This is a genomic window from Cupriavidus sp. GW823-FHT07A04 (genome assembly GCF_058794615.1).
Map to the genome: position 1 here is coordinate 529762 of NZ_JBXAHA010000001.1, position 26387 is coordinate 556148.

22 protein-coding genes, 3 tRNA genes and 1 pseudogene are annotated in these 26387 nt (G+C 64.4%); 18 read left to right on the forward strand and 8 right to left on the reverse strand.

The window, feature by feature from the left end; translation table 11 throughout:
• Positions 1 to 373: 373 nt before the first annotated feature.
• The 9 genes from thrS (at position 374) to AC1Q7Q_RS02530 (ending at position 8663) form a co-directional block, all read left to right on the forward strand.
• A complete protein-coding gene (gene thrS, locus AC1Q7Q_RS02490; RefSeq protein ID WP_043345032.1) occupies positions 374 to 2281 on the forward strand; it encodes a threonine--tRNA ligase in 1908 nt (635 codons plus the stop codon).
• A gap of 45 nt (positions 2282 to 2326) precedes the next feature.
• A complete protein-coding gene (gene infC, locus AC1Q7Q_RS02495) occupies positions 2327 to 2848 on the forward strand; it encodes a translation initiation factor IF-3 (protein WP_081488948.1) in 522 nt (173 codons plus the stop codon).
• Between the two features lie 170 nt (positions 2849 to 3018).
• Complete coding sequence (gene rpmI / locus AC1Q7Q_RS02500) at positions 3019 to 3216, forward strand: 50S ribosomal protein L35 (protein WP_006163215.1); 198 nt, start codon at positions 3019 to 3021, stop codon at positions 3214 to 3216.
• A gap of 27 nt (positions 3217 to 3243) precedes the next feature.
• Positions 3244 to 3600, forward strand: a complete 357-nt coding sequence (rplT, locus tag AC1Q7Q_RS02505) for a 50S ribosomal protein L20 (protein ID WP_006163216.1) — start codon at positions 3244 to 3246, stop codon at positions 3598 to 3600.
• A 337-nt stretch (positions 3601 to 3937) separates the two neighbouring features.
• Entirely contained in the window at positions 3938 to 4969 is a 1032-nt protein-coding gene (gene pheS / locus AC1Q7Q_RS02510; protein ID WP_492374728.1) for a phenylalanine--tRNA ligase subunit alpha, read from the forward strand.
• Positions 4970 to 5040: 71 nt separating this feature from the next.
• Positions 5041 to 7488, forward strand: coding sequence for a phenylalanine--tRNA ligase subunit beta (gene pheT / locus AC1Q7Q_RS02515; RefSeq protein WP_492374727.1), 2448 nt, complete (start codon positions 5041 to 5043; stop codon positions 7486 to 7488).
• A 105-nt stretch (positions 7489 to 7593) separates the two neighbouring features.
• Entirely contained in the window at positions 7594 to 7974 is a 381-nt protein-coding gene (locus AC1Q7Q_RS02520; protein WP_492374749.1) for an integration host factor subunit alpha, read from the forward strand.
• Between the two features lie 124 nt (positions 7975 to 8098).
• Positions 8099 to 8530, forward strand: coding sequence for a MerR family transcriptional regulator (locus tag AC1Q7Q_RS02525; protein WP_492374726.1), 432 nt, complete (start codon positions 8099 to 8101; stop codon positions 8528 to 8530).
• Between the two features lie 56 nt (positions 8531 to 8586).
• Positions 8587 to 8663: transfer RNA gene (locus tag AC1Q7Q_RS02530), tRNA-Pro, on the forward strand.
• A gap of 163 nt (positions 8664 to 8826) precedes the next feature.
• Here AC1Q7Q_RS02530 and AC1Q7Q_RS02535 read toward each other — a convergent pair.
• Positions 8827 to 9246 (reverse strand): hypothetical protein, encoded by a 420-nt coding sequence (locus tag AC1Q7Q_RS02535; protein WP_492374725.1) that lies wholly within the window; start codon positions 9244 to 9246, stop codon positions 8827 to 8829.
• Positions 9247 to 9657: 411 nt separating this feature from the next.
• Between AC1Q7Q_RS02535 and AC1Q7Q_RS02540 the strand changes: the two genes are divergently transcribed.
• From AC1Q7Q_RS02540 to AC1Q7Q_RS02565, 6 genes are all read left to right on the forward strand, one after another.
• Positions 9658 to 9912: a hypothetical protein gene (locus AC1Q7Q_RS02540; protein WP_492374724.1), complete on the forward strand. Its 255-nt coding sequence runs from the start codon at positions 9658 to 9660 to the stop codon at positions 9910 to 9912.
• A 189-nt stretch (positions 9913 to 10101) separates the two neighbouring features.
• Positions 10102 to 10392, forward strand: a complete 291-nt coding sequence (locus tag AC1Q7Q_RS02545; RefSeq protein WP_492374723.1) for a hypothetical protein — start codon at positions 10102 to 10104, stop codon at positions 10390 to 10392.
• A gap of 20 nt (positions 10393 to 10412) precedes the next feature.
• The gene (locus AC1Q7Q_RS02550) at positions 10413 to 10655 is read left to right on the forward strand and encodes a hypothetical protein (protein WP_492374722.1); all 243 of its coding nucleotides are present in this window, start codon (positions 10413 to 10415) and stop codon (positions 10653 to 10655) included.
• Positions 10656 to 10730: 75 nt separating this feature from the next.
• Positions 10731 to 10982 carry a hypothetical protein gene (locus AC1Q7Q_RS02555; protein ID WP_150983934.1) on the forward strand — a complete coding sequence of 84 codons (252 nt, stop codon included), beginning with the start codon at positions 10731 to 10733 and terminating at the stop codon, positions 10980 to 10982.
• Positions 10983 to 11089: 107 nt separating this feature from the next.
• Positions 11090 to 11458 carry a hypothetical protein gene (locus AC1Q7Q_RS02560; protein ID WP_492374721.1) on the forward strand — a complete coding sequence of 123 codons (369 nt, stop codon included), beginning with the start codon at positions 11090 to 11092 and terminating at the stop codon, positions 11456 to 11458.
• Positions 11459 to 11665: 207 nt separating this feature from the next.
• Positions 11666 to 11920 (forward strand): hypothetical protein, encoded by a 255-nt coding sequence (locus AC1Q7Q_RS02565; protein WP_441630569.1) that lies wholly within the window; start codon positions 11666 to 11668, stop codon positions 11918 to 11920.
• 51 nt (positions 11921 to 11971) lie between these two features.
• Here the strand turns inward: AC1Q7Q_RS02565 and AC1Q7Q_RS02570 are convergent, their stop codons facing one another.
• Both AC1Q7Q_RS02570 and AC1Q7Q_RS02575 read right to left on the reverse strand, forming a co-directional pair.
• Positions 11972 to 12562, reverse strand: coding sequence for a DUF2939 domain-containing protein (locus tag AC1Q7Q_RS02570; protein ID WP_492374720.1), 591 nt, complete (start codon positions 12560 to 12562; stop codon positions 11972 to 11974).
• Between the two features lie 63 nt (positions 12563 to 12625).
• Entirely contained in the window at positions 12626 to 17506 is a 4881-nt protein-coding gene (locus AC1Q7Q_RS02575; protein ID WP_492374719.1) for an NAD-glutamate dehydrogenase, read from the reverse strand.
• A gap of 369 nt (positions 17507 to 17875) precedes the next feature.
• On the opposite strand from AC1Q7Q_RS02575, the gene scpC reads away from it, so the two are divergent.
• Positions 17876 to 19390, forward strand: coding sequence for a succinyl-CoA:acetate CoA-transferase ScpC (gene scpC, locus AC1Q7Q_RS02580; RefSeq protein ID WP_492374718.1), 1515 nt, complete (start codon positions 17876 to 17878; stop codon positions 19388 to 19390).
• Positions 19391 to 19781: 391 nt separating this feature from the next.
• Here scpC and AC1Q7Q_RS02585 read toward each other — a convergent pair whose 3' ends face one another.
• The 4 genes and pseudogenes from AC1Q7Q_RS02585 to AC1Q7Q_RS02600 all read right to left on the reverse strand — a co-directional run bounded on the left by AC1Q7Q_RS02585 (position 19782) and on the right by AC1Q7Q_RS02600 (position 23064).
• Positions 19782 to 20129: a hypothetical protein gene (locus tag AC1Q7Q_RS02585; protein WP_492374717.1), complete on the reverse strand. Its 348-nt coding sequence runs from the start codon at positions 20127 to 20129 to the stop codon at positions 19782 to 19784.
• Between the two features lie 314 nt (positions 20130 to 20443).
• Positions 20444 to 21418 carry a Bug family tripartite tricarboxylate transporter substrate binding protein gene (locus AC1Q7Q_RS02590; protein ID WP_174422736.1) on the reverse strand — a complete coding sequence of 325 codons (975 nt, stop codon included), beginning with the start codon at positions 21416 to 21418 and terminating at the stop codon, positions 20444 to 20446.
• A 335-nt stretch (positions 21419 to 21753) separates the two neighbouring features.
• Positions 21754 to 21829: transfer RNA gene (locus AC1Q7Q_RS02595), tRNA-Lys, on the reverse strand.
• Between the two features lie 63 nt (positions 21830 to 21892).
• Positions 21893 to 23064, reverse strand: a pseudogene (locus tag AC1Q7Q_RS02600) (DUF2252 family protein).
• Between the two features lie 313 nt (positions 23065 to 23377).
• On the opposite strand from AC1Q7Q_RS02600, the gene AC1Q7Q_RS02605 reads away from it, so the two are divergent.
• Both AC1Q7Q_RS02605 and AC1Q7Q_RS02610 read left to right on the forward strand, forming a co-directional pair.
• Positions 23378 to 24286 carry a LysR substrate-binding domain-containing protein gene (locus AC1Q7Q_RS02605; protein WP_492376219.1) on the forward strand — a complete coding sequence of 303 codons (909 nt, stop codon included), beginning with the start codon at positions 23378 to 23380 and terminating at the stop codon, positions 24284 to 24286.
• Between the two features lie 143 nt (positions 24287 to 24429).
• The gene (locus AC1Q7Q_RS02610; RefSeq protein WP_492376220.1) at positions 24430 to 25815 is read left to right on the forward strand and encodes an 8-oxoguanine deaminase; all 1386 of its coding nucleotides are present in this window, start codon (positions 24430 to 24432) and stop codon (positions 25813 to 25815) included.
• Positions 25816 to 26070: 255 nt separating this feature from the next.
• Here the strand turns inward: AC1Q7Q_RS02610 and AC1Q7Q_RS02615 are convergent.
• A tRNA-Lys gene (locus AC1Q7Q_RS02615) sits at positions 26071 to 26146 on the reverse strand.
• Positions 26147 to 26387 lie beyond the last annotated feature (241 nt).

A 26387-nucleotide genomic window follows, 5' to 3' on the forward strand; every position in this document is an offset into this window, starting at 1 on the left:
CCTACCAACGCATAGCAGTAAGAAGTACCGAAGCAGTCCGGTTGATCCCGATAACCTGGAACGGAAGAGGCGCCATGTTCAAGACACAGCGAACTACTACCGCTAATTAGCGACAGTAGTCGAGGTGCGCCTTCGGACCCGGTGGATTGGGGTTAAATCGAAAAACAACGCAGCCTTGGCTGCGTTTTTTTTCGTCTGTCGCTTGTTGGCTCCCTGCTATCCTGCTCGGTCGCCCGTGGGTGGATCCGAGCGAAGTCCCCGCTGCCAGGCCCATGCTGGTTTCACGAAAGGCATGAGCCGGGCGCTACAAGATGCTTTTTATTCGCTTGCCGGCCGCACGGCGCTGGCGGGTGGATTTCTGATGAGGTGCAAGATGATCGCAATCACGCTGCCGGATGGTTCCCGACGCGAATTCCCCGGCCCGGTAACGGTGGCCGAAGTGGCGCAGAGCATTGGCTCGGGCCTGGCCAAGGCAGCCCTGGCGGGCAAGGTGGATGGGCAGATGGTCGACACCAGCTTCCTCATCGAGCGCGATGCTGCTCTCGCCATCGTCACGGACAAGGATGCTGATGGCGTTGATGTGATCCGTCACTCGACGGCGCACTTGCTGGCCTACGCTGTCAAGGCACTGTATCCCGAGGCGCAGGTGACGATCGGCCCGGTGATCGAGAACGGCTTCTACTACGACTTCGCCTACAAGCGCCCGTTCACGCCCGAGGACCTGGTCGCCATCGAGAAGAAGATGGCCGAGCTCGCCAAGAAGGACGAGAAGGTAACGCGCGAAGTCTGGAGCCGCGACGAAGCCGTGAAGCTGTTCGAGTCGATGGGCGAGAAGTACAAGGCCGAGATCATCGCCTCGATCCCGCAGGACCAGGAGATCGGCCTGTATCGCGAAGGCGAGTTCGTCGACCTCTGCCGTGGCCCGCACGTGCCGTCCACGGGCAAGCTCAAGGTCTTCAAGCTGATGAAGGTGGCGGGTGCCTACTGGCGCGGCGACGCCAAGAACGAGATGCTTCAGCGCATCTATGGCACGGCCTGGGCCAAGAAGGAAGACCAGGAAGCCTACCTGCACATGCTGGAAGAGGCCGAGAAGCGCGACCACCGCAAGCTGGGCAAGCTGCTTGACCTGTTCCACCTGCAGGAGGAGGCGCCGGGCATGGTGTTCTGGCACCCGAAGGGCTGGCAGGTGTGGCAAGCGGTGGAGCAGTACATGCGTGGCCGCCTGACGCAGGCCGGCTATGAAGAAGTGCGCACGCCGCAAGTGATGGATCGTTCGCTGTGGGAGAAGTCAGGTCACTGGCAGAACTACAAGGAGAACATGTTCGTCACGGAGTCGGAGAAGCGCGACTACGCGATCAAGCCGATGAACTGCCCCGGGCATGTGCAGATTTTCAATCACGGCCTGCGCTCCTACCGCGACCTGCCGCTGCGCCTGGCCGAGTTCGGCGCCTGCCATCGCAACGAGCCCTCCGGCGCGCTGCACGGGCTGATGCGCGTACGTGGCTTTGTGCAGGATGATGCGCACATTTTCTGCACGGAAGAGCAGATCGTCGCGGAGGCCAAGGCTTTCAACGAGCTGGCGTTCTCCGTGTACGACGATTTCGGCTTCAAGGACATCGCGGTCAAGTTGTCGCTGCGCCCGGATCAGCGCGCCGGTTCGGACGAGGTCTGGGATCACGCTGAGGAAGGCCTGCGCCTGGCGCTGCGCGCCTGCGGCGTGGAGTGGGAGGAGCTGCCGGGCGAGGGCGCCTTCTACGGCCCCAAGGTGGAATACCATATCAAGGACGCCATCGGCCGGTCTTGGCAATGTGGCACGCTGCAGCTGGACCTGGTGCTGCCGGAGCGCCTGGATGCCGAATACGTCTCCGAAGACAACTCGCGCAAGCGCCCGGTCATGCTGCACCGGGCCATCCTGGGCTCTTTCGAGCGCTTCCTGGGCATCTTGCTGGAAAACCACGCCGGCGCGCTGCCCGCCTGGCTGGCGCCAGAGCAGGTCCTGGTGCTGAATATTGCCGACTCGCAGGCGGAATATGCCGAAAACGTCGTGCAACTGCTGCAAAAACAAGGATTTAGGGCTAAGGCGGATTTGCGTAACGAGAAAATTACGTATAAAATCCGCGAGCATTCCCTTCAGAAGATTCCCTACCTCCTGGTAGTGGGCGACAAAGAACGGGATGCCAGTCAAGTGGCCGTGCGTGCCCGTGGCAACGTGGATCTGGGCGTGATGTCCGTTTCCGCGTTTGTGGAGCGTCTGCAACAGGACGTTGCCAGCAAAGCCTGATGGGATGAGCACGGCTTGTTTTTTGTCTTCTTGAGGTAACGCAACATCGCTACAGACAAAGGTCATCGCATCAATCGCGAAATCAGCGCACCCGAATTGCGCTTGGTCGGGGTTGATAACGAGCAGCTCGGCATCGTCAAGTTCATGGACGCGCTCCGCCTGGCTGAGGATAAGGACTTGGACTTGGTGGAAATCGCTCCTACAGCGGTGCCGCCGGTTGCCCGTATCATGGATTACGGCAAGTTCAAGTACGAGGAAGCCAAGCGCGCGCACGACGCCAAGCTGAAGCAGAAGATCATCCAGGTCAAGGAAGTCAAGTTCCGGCCGGGTACGGATGATGGCGACTACAACGTCAAGCTGCGCAACCTGAAGCGCTTCCTCGAAGACGGCGACAAGACCAAGATCACGCTGCGTTTCCGCGGCCGTGAGATGGCGCACCAGGAAATCGGCGCGCGTGTGCTCGAACGCCTGAAGGCGGACCTGGAAGAAGTTGGCCAGGTCGAGCAGATGCCGAAGATGGAAGGCCGCCAGATGGTGATGGTGCTGTCTCCCAAGAAGAAGAAGTAAGATTTTGCGCGCCGCTGCGGCCCGGAGGGGAATCCCTCCGGGCGCGGCGTCGTGCGAAAGCAGCGCAGAGGCCGCACGCGGCTTTAGCGCAACAATAAGTGGATGCGGGTTTTGCAAGTGTCGGCGCTAGCTGGCCACCTGCATGCATGTCATAGAAGCTGGAGTATTTCATGCCGAAGATGAAGACCAAGAAAAGCGCCTCCAAGCGCTTTACTGCGCGTCCGAATGGTTCGTTCAAGCGTGGCCAGGCCTTCAAGCGTCACATCTTGACCAAGAAGACCACCAAGAATAAGCGCCAGTTGCGCGGCACCCAGGACGTCCATGAGACGAACCTGAAGGCCGTTCGCGCAATGATGCCTTACGCATAACCCTAACGAAAACGAAAGGAGCATTACATGCCTCGAGTAAAACGTGGGGTCACTGCACGGGCCCGCCATAAGAAAGTCATCGTCGCCGCCAAGGGTTTCCGCGGCCGTCGCAATAACGTCTACCGTATCGCCAAGCAGGCGGTCATGCGTGCTGGCCAGTACGCATACCGCGATCGCCGCAACAAGAAGCGCGTGTTCCGCGCTCTCTGGATTGCGCGTATCAATGCTGCTTCGCGTGAGCATGGCATGACCTACAGCGTGTTCATGAACGGCCTGAAGCGGGCTTCGATTGAGCTGGACCGCAAGGTGCTGTCGGACATGGCTATTCATGACAAGCCTGCCTTTGCCGCCATCGTCAACCAGGTGAAAGCCACCGTTGCCTGATGCCGGCTCCGGGGTGCCACGCTAGTGTCTAGTGTGGTTTCCCGGGCAAGCACCGACCGCAAGGTCGACAGCATTTCCGCCAAATTTGCCTGAGCAGCGCTTGTCGCCGCGATGGCGATTCGGCCGGACCTGCAGAAACGGGGCTCCTCACCGAGCCCCGTTTTCATTTCGGATACCGTTTCGCGCGCCGTTCCTGGTTCGATGCAAGACGACATCCGAAACGAAGCCCGCCCCGCCCCCCGGTGCCGCGCGGGCTCTGCACCTACATCGCACTTAGTGCCAACCCACGCCCGGGCCCAGCGTGACCCGGACGCCAAATTTATCGCCGACCGCCGCCATGTCTCTGGATCCGGATCAAATCGTCGCCGACGCCCAGGCCGCCTTCGCTGCAGCCAACGACAACGCCACGCTGGAAAACGAAAAAGCCCGCTTTCTCGGCAAGACCGGTGCGCTCACCGAGCTGCTCAAGAGCCTCGGCAAGCTCGACCCGGAAACGCGCAAGAGCGAAGGCGCGCGCATCAACCAGGCCAAGCAGCAGGTCGAGGCCGCGCTGCAGGCACGCCGCCAGGCGCTGGCCGATGCGCTGATGAACGCGCGGCTGGCCGCCGAAGCCATCGACGTCACGCTGCCGGGCCGCGCGGTTGCCCGTGGCAGCCTGCACCCGGTGATGCGCACCTGGGAGCGGGTCGAGCAGATCTTCGGCTCGGTGGGCTTCGATGTGGCCGATGGCCCCGAAATCGAAACGGACTGGATGAACTTCACCGCGTTGAACAACCCGGACAACCATCCGGCCCGTTCGATGCAGGACACCTTCTATGTGGACGGCCGTGATAGCGACGGCAAGCTGCTGCTGCTGCGTACCCACACCAGCCCGATGCAGGTGCGCTACGCGCGCATGCACGTGGAGAAGTACAAGGGCCGCGAGATGCCGCCGATCAAGGTGATCTGCCCCGGCCGTACTTACCGCGTCGACAGCGACGCCACGCACTCGCCGATGTTCAACCAGGTCGAAGGCCTGTGGATTGGCGATGACGTGAGCTTTGCTGACCTCAAGGGCGCGTACACGGACTTCCTGCGCAAGTTCTTCGAGCGCGATGACATCCAGGTGCGTTTCCGCCCCTCGTACTTCCCGTTCACCGAACCGTCGGCGGAAATCGACATGGCCTTCGGCAACGGCAAGTGGCTGGAGATTTCCGGCTCGGGCCAGGTGCACCCCAATGTGCTGCGCAATATGGGCCTGGACCCCGAGCGCTATATCGGCTTTGCCTTCGGTTCCGGCCTTGAACGCCTGACCATGCTCCGCTACGGCATCAACGATCTGCGCCTGTTCTTCGAAGGCGACGCGCGTTTCCTGCGCCAGTTCGCCTGAGGCGCGTATCCGCGCCAGAGCACATCGTCACCGACACCCCAGAACAGAATACTTACCGGATCAGAAGCGCCATGCAATTCTCGGAATCCTGGCTTCGCAGTTTCGTCAATCCCGACAAGATTTCCACCGATGCGCTCTCGCACAGCCTGACCATGGCCGGGCTGGAAGTGGAAGAGGTCGGCCCGGTCGCGCCGCCTTTCAACAAGGTGGTGGTGGCGCGCGTGCTTTCCACCGAGCGCCATCCCAACGCGGACCGTCTCAACGTTTGCCAGGTCGATGCCGGCACCGGCGAGACCCTGCAGATCGTTTGCGGCGCGCCCAATGTGGCGCCCGGCGTCCTGGTGCCTTGCGCGCTGGTCGGCGCGGTGCTGCCGCCGTCCGAGGCGGGCGGCAAGCCGTTCGAGATCAAGGTGGGCAAGCTGCGCGGCGTGGACAGCTTCGGCATGCTCTGCTCGGCGCGCGAGCTCAAGCTGTCGGAGGACCACGGCGGCCTGATGCTCCTGCCCGAAGATGCCAAGATCGGCATGGACATTCGCGAGTACCTGGACCTGGACGACCAGGTCTTCGTCATCAAGCTCACCCCCAACAAGGCCGACTGCCTGTCGATCCACGGCGTGGCGCGCGAAGTCGCCGCGCTGACCGGTGCCGCGCTGCGCCTGCCGGAGATGAAGCCGGTTGCCGTGACGCTGGCCGACAAGCTGCCGGTGAAGATTTCCGCCCCTGACCTGTGCGGCCGTTTCTCGGGCCGTGTGATCCGCGGCGTGAACGCGCACGCGGCCACGCCGGCATGGATGGTGCAACGCCTGGAACGAGCAGGGCAGCGCAGCATCTCCGCGCTGGTCGACATCTCCAACTATGTGATGCTCGAGCTCGGCCGCCCCTCGCACGTCTTCGACCTGGACAAGATCCACGGCGGGCTGGATGTGCGCTGGGGCCGCAAGGGCGAGCAGCTCAAGCTGCTCAACGGCAATACCGTGGAGCTCGACGAGCAGGTCGGCGTGATCGCCGACGGCAAGGAGATCGAGAGCCTGGCCGGCATCATGGGCGGCGACAGCACCGCTGTGACGCTCGACACCACCAACATCTACCTCGAAGCCGCCTTCTGGTGGCCGCAAGCCATCCAGGGCCGCTCGCGCCGCTTCAACTTCTCGACCGATGCCGGACATCGCTTCGAACGTGGCGTGGACTACGCCACCACGGTTGAGCATATCGAGCGCATCAGCGCGCTGATCCTCGAGATCTGCGGTGGCCAGGCCGGCCCGGTCGACGACCAGATTGTCAACCTGCCGCAACGCAAGCCGGTGCGACTGCGCGTGGCGCGTGCCGAGCGCGTGCTTGGCATCGAGCTGTCGCCTGCGGTCATCGCCGATGTGTTCCAGCGCCTGCAGTTGCCGTTCACCCGCGAGCAAGGCGCGGACGGCGAAGTGTTCGTGGTCACGCCGCCGAGCTATCGCTTCGATATCGAGATCGAGGAAGACCTGATCGAGGAAGTGGCCCGCATCTACGGCTTCGAGCGTATCCCGGCACGCCCGCCGATCGCCGAAAGCGAGATGCGCCCGACCGACGAAGCCCGCCGCTCAACCCATGCGGTGCGCCACGCGATTGCCGCGCGCGACTACCAGGAGGTGATCAACTTCGCCTTCGTCGAAGAGAAGTGGGAGCGCGACTTCGCCAGCAACGACAACCCGATCCGCCTGCTGAACCCGATCGCCAGCCAGCTGGCGGTAATGCGTTCCACGCTGATCGGTGGCCTGCTCGACAAGGTGCGCTACAACCTCAACCGCAAGGCATCGCGTGTGCGGATGTTTGAAGTGGGCCGCGTGTTCCATCGCGACGCCTCGGTTGCCGATGGCGGCCTGACGGTGGCCGGCTATCGCCAGCCGATGGTTGCGGGCGGCATTGCCTACGGCCCGGCCTTCGAGGAGCAGTGGGGCATCGCCACCCGCCCGGTGGACTTCTTCGACGTCAAGGGCGATGTCGAGGCGTTGCTGTTCCCGCGCGTTGCGCGCTTCGAGCCGGTATCGCATCCCGCGCTGCATCCAGGTCGCGCCGCGCAAGTGGTAATCGACGGCAAGGTCGCCGGCGTGATCGGCGAACTGCATCCGCGCTGGCTGCAGGAGTACGAACTGACACAAGCGCCGGTCGTGTTCGAACTGGACTTGCTGGCATTGCGTGAAGTGGGCCTGCCCGGCTACACCGAAATCTCCAAGTTCCCGGCCGCCGTGCGCGACCTGGCGCTGGTGGTAAAGCAGTCGGTGCGCGTGCAGGACCTGCTCGACGCCATGCGCGAAGCCCTGGAAAAACAGGGTTCCGCCCGCTATTGCCAGAGCCTGGTGCTGTTCGACGAGTTCCGTCCGAAGGCGGCTTCGGCGGCCATTGGCGCGGACGAGAAAAGCCTTGCGTTCCGCTTGACCTTGCAAGATACTGGGGCGACCCTCCAGGACGAAACCGTCGACAGTGCGGTGCGTTGCATGGTCGAAGCCGCCGGCGCTGCATTCCAGGCGCGGATGCGCGGCTGATCTACCAGCTGACATGACAATGGAGCGCCCGGACTTCCGCATCCGGGCGGATCGCCACACTGAATGACAATGAACGATCGACACGCGTATCTCATGGCCTCTGCAATGGGTGAAGCAGGCGACCGCCAGGCAGCCTCGCTCGACGAAGATACTTCCGACGCTCGCGTTGCCGAAGTGCCGACCCTTACCAAGGCCGAGCTCGCTGAAATGCTGTTCGACCAGGTCGGCCTCAACAAGCGCGAGTCCAAGGACATGGTCGAAGCTTTCTTCGACGTGATTCGCGAAGCGCTGGAACAGGGCGACAGCGTCAAGCTCTCCGGCTTCGGCAATTTCCAGCTGCGCGACAAGCCGCAACGTCCCGGCCGTAATCCCAAGACGGGCGAAATCATTCCTATCACGGCACGACGCGTGGTGACGTTCCATGCCAGCCAGAAGCTCAAGGGCCTGGTGGAAGAGCGTGCCGGCCTGGTAGCGGTGCCCGGCTGATGGTTTGCCAGCAGCGTGACGACTCGTTATCCTGCTGAATCCGTGTATCACGCTTGTTTGCGCGCTAGCCCGCGCGAGCACCACAACCTCTCCCGGCACGGCCTGAAGCCCGCCCATTCACCGTATGTCGGAAAGATCCAGCGAACGCATCTTGTTGCCGCCGATTCCCGCCAAACGCTACTTCACCATTGGGGAAGTCAGCGAGCTTTGCGCCGTCAAGCCGCATGTGCTGCGCTACTGGGAGCAGGAGTTCACGCAGCTCAAGCCCGTCAAGCGACGCGGCAACCGGCGCTACTACCAGCATCATGAAGTCCTGCTGATCCGGCGCATCCGCGACCTGCTGTACGAGCAGGGCTTCACGATCAACGGTGCTCGCAATCGCCTCGACGAAGGGCGGCAGCACAGCCATGCCGCCACCGAGGACGAACAAGCGCTGGCAGCAGAAGCCGCCGGTGAAGCGCCGGTTTTCTCGCTCGACCTCAACAACCTGCGCAACGAACTGGTAGAAGTGCAGCACCTGCTCGCGCAGCTTCAACAGATCGCGAAGCACGAATAAAAAGTGCACTAATGACTAGCCATTTTTAAAAAGCTTCTGATATAATCTTTTTCTTTCGGGGCGTAGCGCAGCCTGGTAGCGTACCTGCATGGGGTGCAGGTGGTCGGAGGTTCAAATCCTCTCGCCCCGACCAGTATTAAGAAAAACCCGCACAGCATTTGTTGTGCGGGTTTTTTGTTGCCTGTTCAAAACGCCAACATTTAGCCCGACAAAAACACGCGGCAACAAGCATCATCGAATTCGCCTTAATCTCTTCGAATCGACGCAGCCTCCGCTGTCGCGCAGTCACCCCTTCCCTAAATCGCCGGCGAGTCACGCCAGGCCGATGAAGCTGCCTTGCCCCACGTGGCCCAATACGGATCGGCCGGCTCTTCGCGAGTGGCATAGTGGCGCTCGCCCCGTGTGCGCACGCGTAGCGATCTCGCATCGAGAAAGTCGATGCCTTCCGCTAGTGCGAAGCGCAGCCGTGCCCCATCGTGCTCGATCACCAGGCTGTCGATAGGACGGGGCAGGGCCTTGAGTGCGGCGGTGTCGATGCCCATCAGATAGAGCGTTGCGCCGGCGGCCTGCGCGGCGGCCTCGGCTTCCGGGTTCCAGGTATCCGCCGTGAGCAGTGGGTCGTCCACGGTCAGGGTCTGGCACGCGATGGCCGCGCCGTGGGTGTGGCCGGTGTTGCGGGTGTAGAGATAGATGACGCCAGGATCGCAGGTGAACATAGCTTCACTCAGAAAACACTGTATGGATATACAGTATAGCTGGGCTGTTGGCGTCCGGCTAGGCCGTCCGTGGCCCGTGCTAACGTAGCGGCGTCCAGACTATCCGGCGAGTCAGAATGGGTGGGTTTCTAGCTTTTCTCGGAGCACAGGTTGCTGACGCCGTAGTCAATTACATTGGCTACACGCGGAGCTGGGCGAAGCATCTCTACTTCTGGATATCTGGACTGATCATCCTCGCCTGCCTTGCCGCGCTAGTGGTGGCACGCGGGTAGCGCTAAACGGACTAATGCATCTGTCCGATGCTCTTGCCGGCAAGATGTTTCACCATTGGATGATGGCTGCCGCTGGCGATCCCAGCGGGGACTGAGCAGCTCCTTACATCACGGAGCTCGCTCCACAGTGGAGAGCGCCATGATGCCACCCGTGAAAACCAAGCACACCAACCTCGTGGTCGGCGAGCCCCTTGACTGGGATGCCGCCAGGGACGGGGAATTCTCGGGGCTGCCGGTGCACCTCGATGCGGCGCATGGCGTGATGCACTCTTTCTGGCAGCCCACGGAGCAGGACATTGCCAACATACTGGCAGGCATGCCCATTCGCTTGTCCGTGTTCGGTGAGGTGCACCCGCCCGTTGCGGTCGCGGTGACCAATGACGTGGTGGGTTAGCGAAGCCTTTTTCCGATCAATCAGGTCAATCTGGTTTGTCGCGAAGGGGCGGCGGACTCTACAATCAAACCATCGACCGTGCGGTGTGCATGTCTTTTCAGACAGACGTTTGCGATGCGCAGGGTCCCGGGGGCACTGGTTTGGCCGGATGCCGTTTACCGCGTGGAACGCATAGGATAGGAGTAGGGGATGGCCAAGCGCGAACGTGCTGCCAGGGCCTTGCAAGACGAGGTGAGCCGGCGCATCCAGCGTATTGATGACATTGTGGAGGACGGCGCGAAGATCCGGGTGCCGGCACCGCAAGCGCATGCGCGCGATGCGCGCGGGCGCAACTGGGATATGAAGGCCTTCGGCAATGCCGCGGGTTATGAAAGGAGTATCCGGGCCGTGGTGGACAAGGCGCGTGACGAGTTCGACCTGACCGAGGTGCCGGGCCAGCAGAGCGCTGATCCCTTTGGCACTCCGCCCTCGCTGGAGTGAGCGTTTTGTTGGAGTAAGGCATGCACGCTTGCGATCTCTGCCATCTTCTCGTTGGTGCGCCGACCACGGTGGGGCCGCATGAGAACCTGGCCGCATCGGGTGCGGCCGCACTTGGCATGGACATCAACTCGCGCTGGGTGGACCGGCCCTGGCGCTGCACGGTCTGCGGCGCCTGGATGTTCCAGAATGCCGCCCACGGCGAGCCGCCCAATGTCTGGCGCATGGGGCGCCGCCCACAGGATCGCCCGCAGGACCGGACCTAGGCCCGGCAGCCCCTTGCCCCGGCTGGCCGGACGCTGCGCTGCGGCATGCTACGATGGCCGGCAAAGGGAGACGCAATGAATGAATCCAGAACACAGCATTACCGAGGCTACGTGATTTTGATCTCGGTACAGCAGCATGAGCGCGGATGCCTGGTGAGTGCCTCGATCGTCCAGGAGGCCAAAGGCGCGGTGCGCAATCCGTCGCCGCTGCAGTCGTGGGTGGGGCATGAGCAGGGCGAACTCATGGAAGTCGCTGACCGGGCGCAGGCGCGCGCTTGCCGGCTGATCGATGCGACGGTCGACCATGTTGCCTATGCCGCGGGCTGACTGATTGATCCTGGTGGCCTGGCAGGCCGTCCTGGCCATGCATTGGCTCGGGCAGAAGTTTCTCCGGCCAGCCTACATGGCGCGGGATCGCTGTCGTTAATCCGGGTATGAACTCATTCGATGCTTCCGAAGAATGCGCCGCAAATGCCGATGCCATGGGGTGGGGTTCGTCATCGCCCCATGTGCTGGCCGCGGTGCTAAACACCGCCCTGGCCGCCGAGGACCTGAGCGGCTTTGCCGCGCTGCTGTCCGACATGGCCCGCGATCGCGGCCTCAAAGGTGCGCGTGGCTCGCACCAGTCCATCTACGACATGCCCTATGCCAGCTTGTTGCCGCGCCAGCAGCATCTGCTGGCGGATGCGTTCGAGCTGCTCATCCGCCTGGGCCTGGAGTTGCAGCCGCGCAGGCCGCGCATGCTCGGCGACAGCCCGGGGAGCCTGCTGGCGCACGGCAGCCACGAGATCCCTGTCGACTAGATACCCCACGATCGGAGCAGTAGTGCGCCATGGCGGACACGGCGGCGAGGCTGCGTGCTAGCATCTCGCGATCAACCAGATCGCCGCACCGACGGCGACGTATCACCCGGCCCGACGCCGATCCCGACCGGGCGATGATGCTGACACGGCACGCGCGCGCACTGCCGTGGTGTTCGAGGGGAGCGATCGCGTGTTGTGGAGGTTGCAATGAACGAAGACGAGCCTTTCGGGGTAGTGTTCGAGGATTTTCGCGTCATCTGGGTGGCCGAGCGTTTGCAGGATGGCTCATGGACGGCGCGCTATTGCTGGAGTCCGGGCACGTCGGAGGCATCCGGCAAGGCGCTCCAGGCGGCAGTGCTCAGCGGCAAGTCCAAGCGGCTGCTGGGCGATTTCAAGACCGAAGAGGAGACCATCGACGCCATCAAGGCGGCGGTGCTGCTCGAGGCGAAATGGGGCCGGTGAATCCTGGCATCAAAGCCTAAGGTCCAAAAGGGGCCTTAGGCCAAATATGGCCTAAGGCTTGGAAAGCTCCGGCAGCACGACGCTGCTCCATTTCCACGTCCATATGCCTTGGCGCGTCAGGCCAATGAGAATGCGGTCGCCATTGTCCTTGGTGGCCGAGGCTTCCACGGTGTTCAGCGCGCGATAGGACAAACTGTACTTGAGCGCGTCCTTGGCGGCTTCCTCCTTGGCGGGCCCGGCCGGTTCGCCCTTGTTTTCCGCAGGTGCGGGGGCAGGGCGCACGCGGGGTGCTGGCTGCGGCGCCGTGGCGGGCTTCTCGCCGGCCATGAGCGCCATGACGCCGGTGGGCGACACCATGGTGTCGATCATGGTGTTGATGACCGCCAGGCCGATTGCCTGCCCGATGCCGGCAAAGGGCATGTTCTGCAAGGCGGGCGTGCCGAGCTTTTGCTGCAGGGACAACGTCAGCTGCGCCTTCAGGCTTTCCCGCAGGGCCGGATAGTCGACATAGCGGGAGAACTTGTCGGCATCGCGCATTTCGATGGCAGCGCGCATCTGGTAGAGCGTCCAGTAGGGGCTGGCGTAGCTGGTGGCAGCGACGACGATCGCCGCAGCAATCGCGGCTTTGACGGGTTTGTTCATCGGGGGTCCGGTGCAAGCGCGCTGGCTAAGGCCCCCATTGTCGCCAATCGGCCGTGCCTGCGTCTACCCGGCTTGCTGGCTGCGTTCCAGCAAGCCGATTTCCCGCACCGCCACCGACAGCATCGACAAGCCGGCCGCACCAGATGCACGCTGATCCGCCAGCATGCGCGAGAAACGCTCGATCTGCGCCTGGCGCCCGCCGCGCCATGCCTCGATCAGTTGTGCCGGCGTATCCAGTGCCTGTGGCTGCGCCAGCACGCTGACCGTGAGCGCGCGCTTGAGGCGGCCGAGGTCTTCGAGTGTCGTGGTGCGCGCCAGCAGGTCCCAATGGCTGTCGGCTGGCAAAGCCAGGGCGCGTTCGCGCAGCCAGCCAAAACTGAACTCCGTATCGAGCGCGAAATAGACGCCCGCCACCAGCGCCAGGCTGCGCTGCGTGGCCGCCGCCACCTCGGCGATATCCAGTGCCGCCGCGGAGATTTCTCCCGCAGCCACGCGCAGGGCCAGTTCATCGTCCACGCCGGACTGGGTCAGGTCTTGCCGCCATTGCGCCAGCGCGGTGGCCTCTGGCCCGGCCAGCAGTGCGGGTAGCTGCGGTGTGAGCCAGGCCGCGGCTTCGGCGTAGCGCGCACTGTCGCCATCGGTGGGGCCGCCCGCGTGCGGATGCCGCAGGAACCACAGGCTGGCGTGGTCCAGCAGGCGTCCCACGGCGACGAACATGCGCGCCTGCACGTCATCGTCGACCTGGTTGTCCAGCGCGTCGATGCGCAGCCAGAGCGGGTCCAGGCCGAATACGTCGCGCGCAATCAGGCAGGCGCGTACGATGTCCGCGGGCCGCGCATCGGTTTCTTCCTGCATGCGGTGGACAAAGGTGGCGCCGATGCGGTTGACCAGCGTGTTGGTGAGGTGTGTGGCCAGGATCTCCCGGCGCAGCGGATGGCGCAGCATGGTGTCGGCGTGCCGCTCACGCAGCGGCTGCGGGAAATAGGCGGGCAGGAGGCCGGCCACCAGTGGGTCCTCTGGCAGCGCCGACGTGAGCAACTCGTCGTACAGCCACATCTTGCTGTAGGCCAGCAGCACCGCCCGTTCGGGCGAGGTGAGGCCCAGCCCGGCGGCCTTGCGCTCACCCAGTTCATCCTCGCTCGGGAGGAATTCCAGCGCGCGCTTGAGGCGGCCGGCGCGCTCCAGCCACCGGATCAGCCGGCCCTCCGCATCAAGCAGCGCGGCGGCGTTGCGCCCGGCAACCGACAGCGCCTGGCTTTGGTAGTAGTTGTCCTCGAGCACCAGCAAGCCGACTTCGTCAGTCATTTCCGCGAGCAGCTTGTTGCGTTGCTTCTCGGTCATCTCGCCGTCCGCCACCACCAGCCCCAGGAGGATCTTGATATTGACCTCATGGTCGGAGCAATCGACGCCGGCAGAGTTGTCGATCGCATCGGTGTTGATGCGCCCGCCATTGAGTGCGAACTCGATGCGGCCAAGCTGCGTGAAGCCAAGGTTGCCGCCTTCGCCCACCACCTTGCAGCGCAGCTCGGCGCCGTTGACGCGCACCGCGTCGTTGGCGCGATCGCCCACTTGCAGATGGCTCTCGCGGCTGGATTTGACATAGGTGCCGATGCCGCCGTTATAGAGCAGGTCGACCGGCGCCAACAGGATCGCGTGGACCAGTTCGGCGGGCGAGAGCACGCTCGCGCTGATGCCAAGGCTCGCCTGCACCTCCGGCGTGATCGCGATGGTCTTGGCGGAGCGCGGAAACAGCCCGCCGCCGGCGGAGACCAGGCTCATGTCGTAGTCCGCCCAGCTCGAGCGCGGCAACTCGAACATGCGCTGGCGCTCGCGCAAGCTGGCGGCGGGGTCGGGGTTGGGGTCGAGGAAGATATGGCGATGGTCGAACGCGGCCACCAGCTTGATATGGGGCGACAGCAGCATGCCGTTGCCGAACACGTCGCCCGACATGTCGCCGATGCCGGCGACGGTGAAGTCCGCGGATTGGATGTCGACGCCCATCTCGCGGAAATGGCGCTTGACCGATTCCCAGGCGCCGCGCGCCGTGATGGCCATCTTCTTGTGGTCATAGCCGACCGAGCCGCCCGAGGCAAACGCGTCGCTGAGCCAGAAGCCGTACTCCGCGGAGATCGCGTTTGCGTAGTCGGAGAAGCTGGCCGTGCCCTTGTCGGCGGCGACCACCAGATAGGGGTCGTCGCCATCTTCACGCACCACTTCCGGCGGCGGCACCAAGGTGCCGGCGACGCGGTTGTCGGTGACGTCGAGCAGGCCGCGCAGGAAGGTCTGGTAGCAGGCAATGCCTTCCTGCAGGAAGGCGTCGCGGTCGTTCGCTGGCGGCGGGCGCTTGACCACGAACCCGCCCTTGCTGCCCACCGGCACGATCACCGTGTTCTTCACCATCTGGGCCTTCATCAGCCCCAGCACCTCGGTGCGGAAATCCTCGCGCCGGTCGGACCAGCGCAGGCCGCCACGCGCCACCGGGCCGCCGCGCAGGTGCACGCCTTCCACGCGCGGGGAGTAGACCCAGATCTCGAACATCGGGCGCGGCTCGGGCAGGCCGGGCACCAGCGCGGGGTTGAACTTGAACGACAGGTAAGGGCGCGGCCCGCCGTCGGGGCCGTGGCGAAAATAGTTGGTGCGCACCGTGGCGTTGATCACGCCCAGGAACAGGCGCAGGATGCGGTCTTCGTCGAGGTTGGGCACCTGGTCCAGCTCCGTGCCGATGGCTTGCTGCAGGCGCGCGCAGCGCGCGGCGCGGGCGCTTTCCGTGGCGGGGTCGAAGCGCGCGACGAACAGTTCCACGAAGCGCGAGGCGATAGCCGGGTTGCCGGTCAGCGCCCGCTCGATATAGGCATCGCTGAAGGTCGACCCGACCTGGCGAAGGTAGCGGGCATAGGCGCGCAGGATGGTCACGTCGCGCGCGGCGAGCTCGGCGCGCAGCACCAGGCGGTTGAAGTCGTCGTTCTCGATCTCACCGTTCCAGGCGCGCGCGAAGGCGTCCTCGAACAGCGCCTTGATGCGCGCAATATCGGCGCCAAGGTCGATGCCGGCCGCGACCCCATCGGCCATTTCCAGTCCGAAATCATGGACCCACACCGGTGCCGCGCCGTTGGGCTCGATCAGGTAGGGACGCTCTTCGTCCACGCGCACGCCAAGGTGCTCCAGCATCGGCAGGCTGAGCGACAACGCGATCGGCTCGCGGGCGCGGTAGACCTTGAAGCGGAATGCGCCGGGTGCGGCTTCGATGGGCCGGTACAGGTTCATGGCGATGCCGCCGGTGGCCTGTGCCGCCTCCATCAGCTCGATGTCGCGCACGGCGATGCGGGCCGGGTAGTCCTCGCGGTAGCCGGCCGGGAAGGAGTCGCCGTAGCGGCGCAGCAGGCGGTTGCCTTGCTCCTCGCCGGTGCTGTCGAGCAGGGCGGCGGCAAGGTCGTCCTGCCAGCGGCGGGCGGCTTGCACGATGCGCTCTTCCAGCTCGTCCGGGTTGACCTCGGGCATGGTGCCAGGCTCGCCGCGCACGATCAGCTGGATGCGCGCGAGCGGTGACTCGGAGAGTTGCGGCGTGAACTCGCAGCTGTTGCCGCAAAAGGCGGTCATCAGCAGCTTCTGGATGCGCTGGCGCAGATCCGTGTTGTACTTGTCGCGCGGTACGAACACCAGGCAGGAGACGAAGCGGTCGAAGCGGTCGCGTCGCACGAACAGGCGGATGCGCTGATGTTCCTGCAGGCGCAGGATGCCCAGCGTGATGTGGAACAGTTCGTCTTCCTCGGCCTGGAACAGTTCGTCGCGCGGGTATTGCTCAATGATGGTCACCAGCGACTTGTAGAGATGACCCTTGGTCAGGAAGCCCGCGCGCGCCAGGATGTTGCCGAACTTGCGCCGCACCAGCGGGATGTCCTCGCACGACATCATGTAGGTGGTGGAGGTGTAGAGGCCCACGAAGCGCCGCTCGCCAAAGAGCTTGCCGTTGGCGTCCGTCAGCTTGATGCCGACGTAGTCCAGGTAGCCGGGCCGGTGCACGGTGGAGCGCGAATTGGCTTTGGTCACGAAGATCGGCGACCTGTCTTCGATGACCGAGGTGGCCGCCGCGGGCAGCTCGGTCAGTGTGTCCTCCTCGGGCGGGTGCAGGCTTTCGCTCAGGATGCCGGTGCCGGAGCCGGGCACGCCGCGCAGGAAGAAGCGGTCGTCCTGGGTGACCAGTTCATAGTCGCGCTGGCCGAGGAAGGTGAAATGCTCGTCCAGCATCCACTGCAGGAAGGCGCAGGCTTCCTGTGTATCGGGCCGGTTGCCATCCGGGCCCTGCGCCAGCGTGTCGATGGTGGCGCGGGTGATGGCGGTCATCGCCGGCCAGTCCTGCACCGCGGCGCGCACGTCGCCCAGCACGCGGGCGATGCCGTTGCGCAAGGCCTCCTGCGTGGCGGTGTCGCCGCAGCGGTCCACTTCGAAATGGATGAAGGATTCGAGCCGGGGACCGCCGGCGGGCTCGCTCGCCGTGGTGTCGCCCTCGCCACCCAGGCCCACCTTGGCGATGGTGCCATCCGCGTTGCGCCAGACCCGGAAGACCGGGTGGATCGCGGAATGCAGGGCCAGCCCCAGCCGGTTGATCTCCATGGTGACGGAGTCCACCAGGAACGGCATGTCGTCGTTGACGATCTCCACCACCGAGTGGTCGGAGTGCCAGCCGTGCTGCTCGAGGTTGGGGTTGTAGACGCGCAGCCGCGCATTGCCCGGGACAAAGCGCTGGGCGGTCTGCCAGTGCGCCATGACCGCGCCATAGAGATCGGCCACGTTGCGCTTGAGCAGGTCTTCGGCGTCGGCCAGGTCGTAGTAGTGCCGCAGGAATGGCTCGGCCTGGACGAACACGTCGCCGGGCAGGCGGCCCTGGGCGAACTGCATCAGGTCGGCCAGCAACTGGCCCTGTCGCGCTTCGCTTTCCGCCAGCATGGTGTCTCTCCCCCAGACGGCTGTTTTGGCAGTCCGTTGCCGCCACAGGCACCGCGCGACGCGCGTCGTGTGTTGCCTGCGTCCTGGCAGCATGACCGTGCTAACTACTGTAGAGCATAAAGGGCGGCACCGCGCACAATGTGCGCGGGCTGGCTTTGCCCGCTCCGGGCTGGCGCGGGCGTTGGGATGTATGAGATTTACGACTGGTTTTCATGATTTTATATCGCCGCAGGAATGTGCCTGCCGTGGCTACACTGCCTATCTGCGCCTTACCCGCCGGTAGGAAGCGCGAGCCGAACTGGGCGCCTGGCCTTGTCGCGGCGCGCGGCGCGGCCTCACGGGCCGGGACGGGCATCATGGAGACATAAGATGTACAAGGAACGTATCCGGCTGGCCAGCCTGCTCGACAAGGTCATGCCGGCCGAGGCCGCGGCGGCGATGATCCGGGACGGCATGACCGTAGGCATGAGCGGCTTCACCCGCGCCGGCGACTGCAAGGCGGTGCCGCAGGCGCTGGCAAGGCGCGCGGCGCACGAGCCGCTGCGCATCACGCTGATGACCGGCGCCTCGCTGGGCAACGATACCGACAAGATGCTGGCCGAGGCCAATGTGCTGGCGCGGCGCCTGCCGTTCCAGGTGGATGCCACCTTGCGGCGCAAGATCAACGCGGGCGAGGTGATGTTCATCGACCAGCATCTGTCCGAAACCGTGGAACAACTGCGCGGGCGCCAGATCGCGCCGGTAGACGTGGCAGTGGTGGAAGCGGTCGCGATCACCGAATCCGGCGGCATCGTGCCGTCGACTTCGGTCGGCAACTCCGCGAGCTTCGCGATGCTGGCGCAGAAGGTGATCGTCGAGATCAATCTCAGTATGCCGGCCGGCCTGGAAGGCCTGCACGACATCTACCTGCCGACGGCGCGGCCACATCGCCAGCCCATTCCGCTGGTCTCGGTGGACCAGCGCATCGGCTTGCCCTTTATTCCGGTGGACCCCGCGAAGATCGCCGCCATCGTGATCACGCAAAAGGACGATAGCCCGTCCAATGCGCTGCCGCCCGACCAGGAAACGCGCCAGATCGCCGGGCACCTGAACGATTTCCTGTCGCATGAAGTACGCTCAGGCCGGCTGGCACCTTCGCTGCAGCCGCTGCAGGCCGGCATCGGCACGATCGCCAACGCCGTGCTGCATGGCCTGATCGATTCCCCGTTCCGCGATCTCACGATGTATTCGGAGGTGCTGCAGGACAGCACGATCGAGTTGCTGGACGCCGGGCGGCTGCGCTTTGCCTCTGCATCATCGGTGACGCTGACCAGCGCCGTCTACGCGCGCTTCCTGGCAGACCTGGATCGGTACAAGGAGCGTGTGATCCTGCGCCCGCAGGAGATCAGCAACCATCCGGAGCTGCTGCGCAGGCTCGGGCTGATCACCATCAACACGGCGCTGGAGTGCGATATCTACGGCAACGTGAACTCCACGCATGTGGGCGGCACGCACATGATGAACGGCATCGGCGGGTCGGGAGACTTCGCGCGCCATGCGCATTTGTCGGTGTTCGTCACCAAGTCGATGGCAAAGGCCGGCGCCATCTCCAGCATCGTGCCGATGGTGTCTCACGTGGATCACACCGAGCATGATGTCGACATCATTGTGACCGAGCATGGCCTGGCCGATCTGCGCGGCCTGGCGCCGCGCGAGCGCGCGCAGCAGATCATCGCCAACTGCGCGGATCCGTTGTATCGGGAGTTGCTGCGTGATTACGTGACGCGCGCCACGCGCCGCGGCGGGCATACCCCGCACCTCATCGAGGAGGCGCTGGCCTGGCACGTGCGCTTGCGCGAGGAAGGCACGATGGGCGGCACGAAGGCGGCCCTGGCCGCAGCCTGAAGCGGCTTGCGCTTGGACCTTCCTTGTTGTCTTCCGGCCTTCATCCCTTTTCGGTATCCCTTATCCCTTGAAGATGAGCACGGCCAGCACCAGGGAGGAAGCCATTAGGATCAGCAGGTCTAGCATGATGGTCTCCGAAAGGGAGAGGTCCGGGATCGCGAAAGGGTAAGCCTGCGCTACGGTTCACGCTGTAGGCGGCCTTCCGAATCCATTCTCGGACATTTCTCACATTTCCACATGCGGCGCCATCTGGCTCAGATGGCGTTTCAAGCGGGCGTTGGGCATTGCCGTGTTCGATCCCGCTGGCTGATCTTGCCTGTTCCCTGCGGCCCGGATGGTGCGCTGGCGCACCATCCGGCGGGACAGGCTGCTTGCTGCCTGCCGCTTCCGCTTATTGTTTGGCCTTGGCGCCGTCGGTATAGGGATCGAACTTGCCGGCCTTGGCGCCGTCCGTGTACGGATCGGGCTTGCCAGCCTTGGCCCCGTCCGTATAGGGATCGGCCTTCTTCTTGGCGCCGGAAGCGTTCAGGTTCGACTTGGTCGATTTCTTCGCGCCATCCGTGTACGGATCGAACTTGCCGGACTTGGCGGCGCTCTTGTTCGGGTCCGTCTTGTTGGTATGGGCGCCGCCATAAAGGTCGCCGCCATCGGTGTAGTTCTTCTGGGCGTGCGCCAGCTGCACGCCGCCAAAGGCGGTGAGGGCGGCGATGATCAGGGCGGGTACGGTCTTGTTGCGCATTTTCATCCTCGTGAGTAAAGCTTGGGTAGTTCGAGAGCAATGGCCACGGGCAGGGGGCATGGCCGCAAAAATGGTCGTCAGACCAGGGTGACTCTACCGACTTGGGATGACCCTGCGAAGTTAATCTTTCTTCCCACTGTATTGAACCGCTTATTGGCCTGGCCGGCTATGCGCCAGATCAAGGCAAGCGTTGTTTTTGGGGAGGGGCTTATGGAAGGGAGGGGGTGGGGCGGGTTTGCCGAAGGCGCGAGCCCTGGCAAGGCCCGGCTGCAGGCAGCCGGGCCGTTGCGACGTTACTTGTTACTGGTCGCCGGTTACTCGAGCGTAATGTTCTGGTCGCGCGCGATCTTCTTGCGCATTTCCAGCTCGCGCTTGATCTGCGCGGCGTATTGCTGCGGCGTGTTGCCGTCAGGGTAGGCGCCGCTTTCCGCCAGGCGGCGTTTCACGTTCGGGTCCTGCAAGGTCTTCACGGCAGCGTCATGCACCTTGGCGATGATCGCGGCAGGCGTGCCGGCGGGTGCCACCAGGCCGTACCAGGCCATGTTGTTCATGTCCTTCATGCCGGCTTCGGCAAAGGTCGGTACGTCGGGCAAGCCATCCACGCGCTTGGGCGCCGCTACCGCGAGGGCGCGCAGCTTGCCGGCCTGGATGTGCGGCATGGATGAGGGCAGGTTGTCGAATTGGCCGCTCACCTGGCCCGCCAGCGTGTCGTTCAGGGCGGGGCCCGATCCACGGTAGGGGATGTGGACCATGTCGGTCTTGGTCAGGAACTTGAACAGTTCGCCGTCGAGGTGGGAGATGCTGCCTTTGCCTGCCGACGCATAGCTGTACTTGCCGGGGTTGGCCTTGACCAGCGCGATGAACTCCTGCAGGTTCTTGGCCGGCACCTTGGGGTTGATCGTCAGCACGTTCGGCACATTGACCAGGTTGGTAATGGGCGCGAAGTCCTTGATCGGATCGTAGGGGTTGCGGGCGTTGGTGGCGGGGTTGGTCGCCATGGTGCTGACCGTCGCAATGCCCAGCGTGTAGCCATCGGGCGCGGATTTGGCCAGCGCATCGGCGCCGATCGCGCCGCCGCCGCCGCCGCGGTTCTCCACCACCACGACCTGGCCAAGCTCACGGCCGATGCCGTCGGCCACCGCGCGGCCCACGATGTCCGTGGTGCCGCCCGCGGCGAACGGCACGATCAGGCGGATCGGCTTGGTCGGGTAGGTTTGTGCAAAGGCGCTGTGGCACAGGCCAAGAAGGGCCAGGCAAGCTGCGCTGCCGACATTCAATACTGCTTTCAAGAGAGGCTCCCGAGGGTTCTAGGTCTAATGACGGCCCGGGCGGGCGCGGGTTGGGGCACGGCGATCTGCGTCGCGCTGCTGCCCTTGTTCCTGCTTGCCGCGGGACGCTGGAGATGTCGGATGGGTTCCGTGATGCGGAACCATGTTCCGCATTATGCTCCAGGCGCAATTCAACCGTGAAAGCGTAGCCGGCGGAATTGGTATCAACCCGCGTATGCGCCGTTGTGTGGGAGGAGGTTGGCCCAGGGTTGCCACGCCCACGGAGAGACCCAGCAGGGTTGGCGCGCCAATGGAAAAAGCCGGAAGCATTGCTGCTTCCGGCTTTTAGAATTCGCTGGTGGGGCGTGAGTGACTCGAACACTCGACCTACGGATTAAGAGTCCGCTGCTCTACCAACTGAGCTAACGCCCCAACGAAGTCCAAGATTATAGAGGACGATTTTTGACTTTGCAATAGCTGTTTTGCTTTTGGATTTTAGATATGTGCCTCCGGTCCGAGCGCGAATTTGCGGCAGTGTTCGAGGTAGCCCACCTCATGGCTGGCGATCAGGTCCAGCACGCTGGTCCATAGCCAGGACGGCGCATCCAGTTGCCTGGAGCGATTGCGCGCCAGCTCGCCAAGCCAGCTGCGCTGGGTGGCCAGGTCCATCTGGCGCGCATGGGCGTTGCCGACCACCTCACCCAGGTACCTCGCGACGCGGCTGGCTTCTTCCTGTGGCAGCGTATCGATCTCCAGTTTCAGGTCCTGCGGCAGCAGCTCGCGGATGAAGACCGCCTTGTCGAGCAGTGCGCAGAAAGAATGCGATCGCCCAGTGCCGGCGAGAGATGGCGGGCGCCTTCCACTACCCGCTCGCCATTGCCGCGTGGCATGTTCACCTTGGGGTAGCCCGGCGCCGCAGCGTTTACCGCTTCTTTGATATCGATCAGGCAGATTTCGGGATTGGGGCTGTCATTGCTGCCAACGGACAGCAATACGGCGAAACGTAATCGTCCCAGCGAGCTGCAGCCCTTGACCCAGTAGGCGGCGTCCATCACCTCCACGCGCGCGCCTTCGTCACGGGAGGTCAGCAGCGTGGCGAGGTGGGCGATCTCGCGCCGCTCGAAGAGGGCGCCGATTGCGCGCCGCTCGTCCGCGGCGAGCCGCCAGAACCGTTTGCCGAGTGGAATGGAGGGGGCGGTGTCCCGCAGGCGTTCGTGGGCGAGATGCTTCCATTGGCGCCCCAGGGCCTGGCGCATCACGGTACGTACCGCGGCAGGCCGGCGCGAAGTCAGGCCGGCCGCGGCCTCGGGATTATCGAAAGCACTTTCATAGCCCACCATCAGGCTTTCCAGCATGCGCGCGGTAATCACGCCGGGCAGGTCCGAGCCGCGCGCTGCGGTGGCCAGCGACAGCGCCAGGCGGATCAGGTCGTGCGCCGGGTTGCCGATCACGGTCTGGTCAAGGTCGCGGATCTGGATGTCGACGTGGCCCTGGATATCGGCGATCGGACCAAGGTTGCCCACATGACAGTCGCCGCAGATCCAGATCGCCGGGCCCTCGGGCAGGGCGTGCGGTTGCTTGGCCTCCAGCCATTCGTAGAACTTGCGCGTGTTGCCGCGCACGTATGCGTGGGCGGAGCGCGCCATCTTCAGGTTCCGGCACCGCATCAGTGCATCCTGGCGTTTTGCCGGGCCGGGCGGGCGGGGTTCGCCGCCATGCTTTGCACCGCGCTTCGTGACGGGCTTCTTGCTGCTTGTCTTCGTGGCCATGGAAGTCGGAGCGCCGGGCGCTGGCAGGATATCGAGGTGGGCCGGGTCGCCATCGGCCGGCAACTGATGCCAGCGTACTCCATGTCGCCTGAAGAGACTGTCAGCGCGACACGGATTTCGTGCGCCTTGCCAGCGGCTACAATGCGCTCGTCTTCCCAGGCGCGGAATGTCGCTTCCGCGCTGAATCCAACGCCCGAATCCGGAGCCCGTCATGCACGCCAGAGTCCTGCGCTACCTCGATGAGGTGGTGAGCCGCGGATCGATCCGCCAGGCCGCGCTGCATCTGCACGTGGCGCCGAGCGCAATCAACCGGCAGATCCTGGACCTGGAGACGGAACTGGGCGCGCCCTTGTTCGAGCGCATCAACAAACGCCTGCGCCTGACCCCGCTGGGCGAAATGGTGCTGGCGCACGTGCGCCAGACGCTGCGCGAGCACGAACTGCTGCGCAGCCGTATCGAAGCCGTGAAGGGTGTGCGCCAGGGCGAAGTCACCGTGGCGACCACGGCCGGCCTCGCCGGCTCGCTGATGCCGTCGCTGGTGCATGCCTTTCGCCAGCAGTACCCGGGCATCCTGGTGCGCCTGCTGGATCTGCCCGTGGCCGACATCGTCAGCGCTGTCGAGCGCGGCGATGTCGATCTCGGCCTTGCCTACGACCTGCCCGATATCGCTGCCTTCCGCATCCTGGCCAGCAACGACTGGCATATCGGCGCGGTGGTGCCGCCCGGGCATGCGCTGGCCGCGCAGCCGTCGACGCTGCTCAGCGAGTGCCTGGCCTGCCCGGTGATCCTGCCCGCGCCGTCGATGTCGATCCGCGCCATCCTCGATGAGGCCTTCGCGCGAGCCGCGGTCGCGGTGTCGCCGGTCACCGAGACCACTTCGACCGCGCTGATGCGCCGCCTGGTCATGCTTGGGGCCGGCATCGCCTTCCTGAATCCGCTCGACGTGCTGGAGGAGCGGGAGCGCGGGGCGCTGGCCTGGGTGCCGCTGCGCGACGGCCAGCTGCCGTGTCAGACGCTGCGGCTGGTCGCGCGCGCGCGCAATCCGCTGAGCGCTGCGGCGGAACTGATGGCCGAACGGATTGGCGAGGGCCTGGTGGTGTTGTTTGCTGGCGTGCGTTAGCGGCGCAGTGCTTGGTTGTGCTGTTTTTGCGTACACCGTCGGTGGAAATCGATGCTTTGCCAAGGCCTGCCGGCGTCTTAGACTGTGTGGGCCTGGCCGCATGACGTGCCGGGTATTTTCGCCACCAACCTGAAGATCCTGCCATGCCCCTCATCCTTATCAATGCCGACATCCTGGTGACCATGGATGCGCAACGCCGCGAGATCCCGGATGGCGCGCTGGTGGCGCAAGGCCCGACGATCGAATGGGTGGGCGCCACCACCGAGCTGCCGCCGCCATACCGCCGGCTGATCGACGAGGGCGGCGCCGAGGTGATCGATATGCGTGGCAAGGTGGTGATCCCCGGGCTGGTCAACACGCACCACCACATGTACCAGAGCCTGACCCGCGCCGTGCCGGCGGCGCAGGACGCCGAGCTGTTCACCTGGCTCACCAACCTCTATATGTTGTGGTCGCACCTGACGCCGGAAATGATCGACGTGTCGACCCGTACCGCGATGGCTGAGTTGATGCTGTCCGGCTGCACTACCACCAGCGATCACCTGTACCTGTATCCCAATGGCTCGCGCCTGGACGATTCCATTGAAGCCGCGGCGGCAATGGGCATGCGGTTCCATGCCGCGCGCGGATCGATGAGCGTGGGCCGCAGCAAGGGTGGCCTGCCGCCCGATTCGGTGGTGGAGGAGGAGCACGCCATCCTGAAGGACAGCCAGCGGCTGATCGAGCGGTACCACGACGCTTCGCGCCACGCGATGCTGCGGGTGGTGGTGGCGCCGTGTTCGCCGTTCTCCGTCTCGCGCGACCTGATGCGCGAGTCGGCACTGCTGGCACGCAACTATGGCGTGTCGATGCACACCCACCTGGCCGAGAACGACAACGACATCGCCTACTCGCGCGAGAAGTTCGGCCTCACGCCGGCCCAGTACGCCGAAGAACTCGGCTGGGTCGGCCCCGATGTGTGGCACGCCCACTGCGTCAAGCTGGATGATGAAGGTATTGCGCTGTTTGCCCGCACGGGCACGGGCGTTGCCCATTGCCCTTGCTCGAACATGCGCCTGGCGTCAGGCATTGCGCCGGTGCGCACAATGCGCGATGCCGGCGTGCCGGTCGGGCTGGGTGTGGATGGCAGCGCGTCGAACGATGGCGCGCATATGCTGGGGGAGGTGCGCCAGGCCATGCTGCTGCAGCGCGTGGGCTACGGGCCCGCCGCCATGAGCGCGCGCGAGGCGCTGGAGATCGCTACGCTGGGCGGGGCGCGCGTGCTGGGGCGCGACGATATCGGTGCGCTTGAGCCTGGCATGTCGGCCGATTTCGTGTCGTTCGACATGGCGCAGGTGGGCTACGCCGGTGCAGGCCACGATCCGGTGGCGGCGCTGGTGTTCTGCACGCCGGGCAATGTCGCCACCAGCGTGATCAACGGCAAGGTGGTGGTGCGCGATGGCGAGTTGCAGACGGTGGAGTTGCCGCGCGTCCTTGCGCAGCATCGCGGGCTCGCGCGTGAACTGTTCGAGCGCGCCAGGCAAGGGTGAGGCAACAATGGAATGTGCCGCGCGTGCGACCCCTCTGGAGAGGGGTCGCGGCATGTCTGTAATGTATTCACACTAGGCCTCGGGTCGTTCCCTGAACGCCCCTGACCCTTCCCCAGCCCGCCATCGATAGCGGGCTTTTTTTTGTGCGTGTTTTTCGACTGATGGATCGCCGCAGACGTAGGGCGGGCGACGACAGACCTGGAGAGCCAATGGAAAAAGCCGGAAGCATTGCTGCTTCCGGCTTTTAGAATTCGCTGGTGGGGCGTGAGTGACTCGAACACTCGACCTACGGATTAAGAGTCCGCTGCTCTACCAACTGAGCTAACGCCCCAACGAAGAAAAAGATTGTATCATGGTTTTTGAGTTTGTCAAACACCCTGCGTAATTTTTCCCGCATGAGGGTGCTCTGGAAATGCCGTGTGCGATTTCGCCGTCGTACGTGCAATTCCCGGGCAGCCTTATTCCTTCTCCTTGCACCGAACTCAGGCACTCACGCCGTGGGAACTCGCCCGGGGTTTCGGCAGTCTTGCTTGGGGTGAGCGGGGCGTAGGCCTTTGCGGACGAGTCGGGCC

What these genes read in the sequence shown, in the direction of transcription:
- rpmI (WP_006163215.1), top strand. Translation starts at nt 3,019, where the DNA reads ATGCCGAAGATGAAGACCAAGAAAAGCGCCTCCAAGCGCTTTACTGCG.
- pheT (WP_492374727.1), top strand. Translation starts at nt 5,041, where the DNA reads ATGCAATTCTCGGAATCCTGGCTTCGCAGTTTCGTCAATCCCGACAAG.
- AC1Q7Q_RS02555 (WP_150983934.1), top strand. Translation starts at nt 10,731, where the DNA reads ATGAATGAATCCAGAACACAGCATTACCGAGGCTACGTGATTTTGATC.
- AC1Q7Q_RS02545 (WP_492374723.1), top strand. Translation starts at nt 10,102, where the DNA reads ATGGCCAAGCGCGAACGTGCTGCCAGGGCCTTGCAAGACGAGGTGAGC.
- AC1Q7Q_RS02605 (WP_492376219.1), top strand. Translation starts at nt 23,378, where the DNA reads ATGCACGCCAGAGTCCTGCGCTACCTCGATGAGGTGGTGAGCCGCGGA.
- AC1Q7Q_RS02565 (WP_441630569.1), top strand. Translation starts at nt 11,666, where the DNA reads ATGAACGAAGACGAGCCTTTCGGGGTAGTGTTCGAGGATTTTCGCGTC.
- AC1Q7Q_RS02585 (WP_492374717.1), bottom strand. Translation starts at nt 20,129, where the DNA reads ATGCGCAACAAGACCGTACCCGCCCTGATCATCGCCGCCCTCACCGCC.
- AC1Q7Q_RS02570 (WP_492374720.1), bottom strand. Translation starts at nt 12,562, where the DNA reads ATGAACAAACCCGTCAAAGCCGCGATTGCTGCGGCGATCGTCGTCGCT.
- AC1Q7Q_RS02610 (WP_492376220.1), top strand. Translation starts at nt 24,430, where the DNA reads ATGCCCCTCATCCTTATCAATGCCGACATCCTGGTGACCATGGATGCG.
- rplT (WP_006163216.1), top strand. Translation starts at nt 3,244, where the DNA reads ATGCCTCGAGTAAAACGTGGGGTCACTGCACGGGCCCGCCATAAGAAA.
- AC1Q7Q_RS02575 (WP_492374719.1), bottom strand. Translation starts at nt 17,506, where the DNA reads ATGCTGGCGGAAAGCGAAGCGCGACAGGGCCAGTTGCTGGCCGACCTG.
- AC1Q7Q_RS02540 (WP_492374724.1), top strand. Translation starts at nt 9,658, where the DNA reads ATGATGCCACCCGTGAAAACCAAGCACACCAACCTCGTGGTCGGCGAG.
- scpC (WP_492374718.1), top strand. Translation starts at nt 17,876, where the DNA reads ATGTACAAGGAACGTATCCGGCTGGCCAGCCTGCTCGACAAGGTCATG.
- pheS (WP_492374728.1), top strand. Translation starts at nt 3,938, where the DNA reads ATGTCTCTGGATCCGGATCAAATCGTCGCCGACGCCCAGGCCGCCTTC.
- AC1Q7Q_RS02560 (WP_492374721.1), top strand. Translation starts at nt 11,090, where the DNA reads ATGAACTCATTCGATGCTTCCGAAGAATGCGCCGCAAATGCCGATGCC.
- AC1Q7Q_RS02535 (WP_492374725.1), bottom strand. Translation starts at nt 9,246, where the DNA reads ATGTTCACCTGCGATCCTGGCGTCATCTATCTCTACACCCGCAACACC.
- AC1Q7Q_RS02520 (WP_492374749.1), top strand. Translation starts at nt 7,594, where the DNA reads ATGGGTGAAGCAGGCGACCGCCAGGCAGCCTCGCTCGACGAAGATACT.
- AC1Q7Q_RS02525 (WP_492374726.1), top strand. Translation starts at nt 8,099, where the DNA reads ATGTCGGAAAGATCCAGCGAACGCATCTTGTTGCCGCCGATTCCCGCC.
- AC1Q7Q_RS02550 (WP_492374722.1), top strand. Translation starts at nt 10,413, where the DNA reads ATGCACGCTTGCGATCTCTGCCATCTTCTCGTTGGTGCGCCGACCACG.
- thrS (WP_043345032.1), top strand. Translation starts at nt 374, where the DNA reads ATGATCGCAATCACGCTGCCGGATGGTTCCCGACGCGAATTCCCCGGC.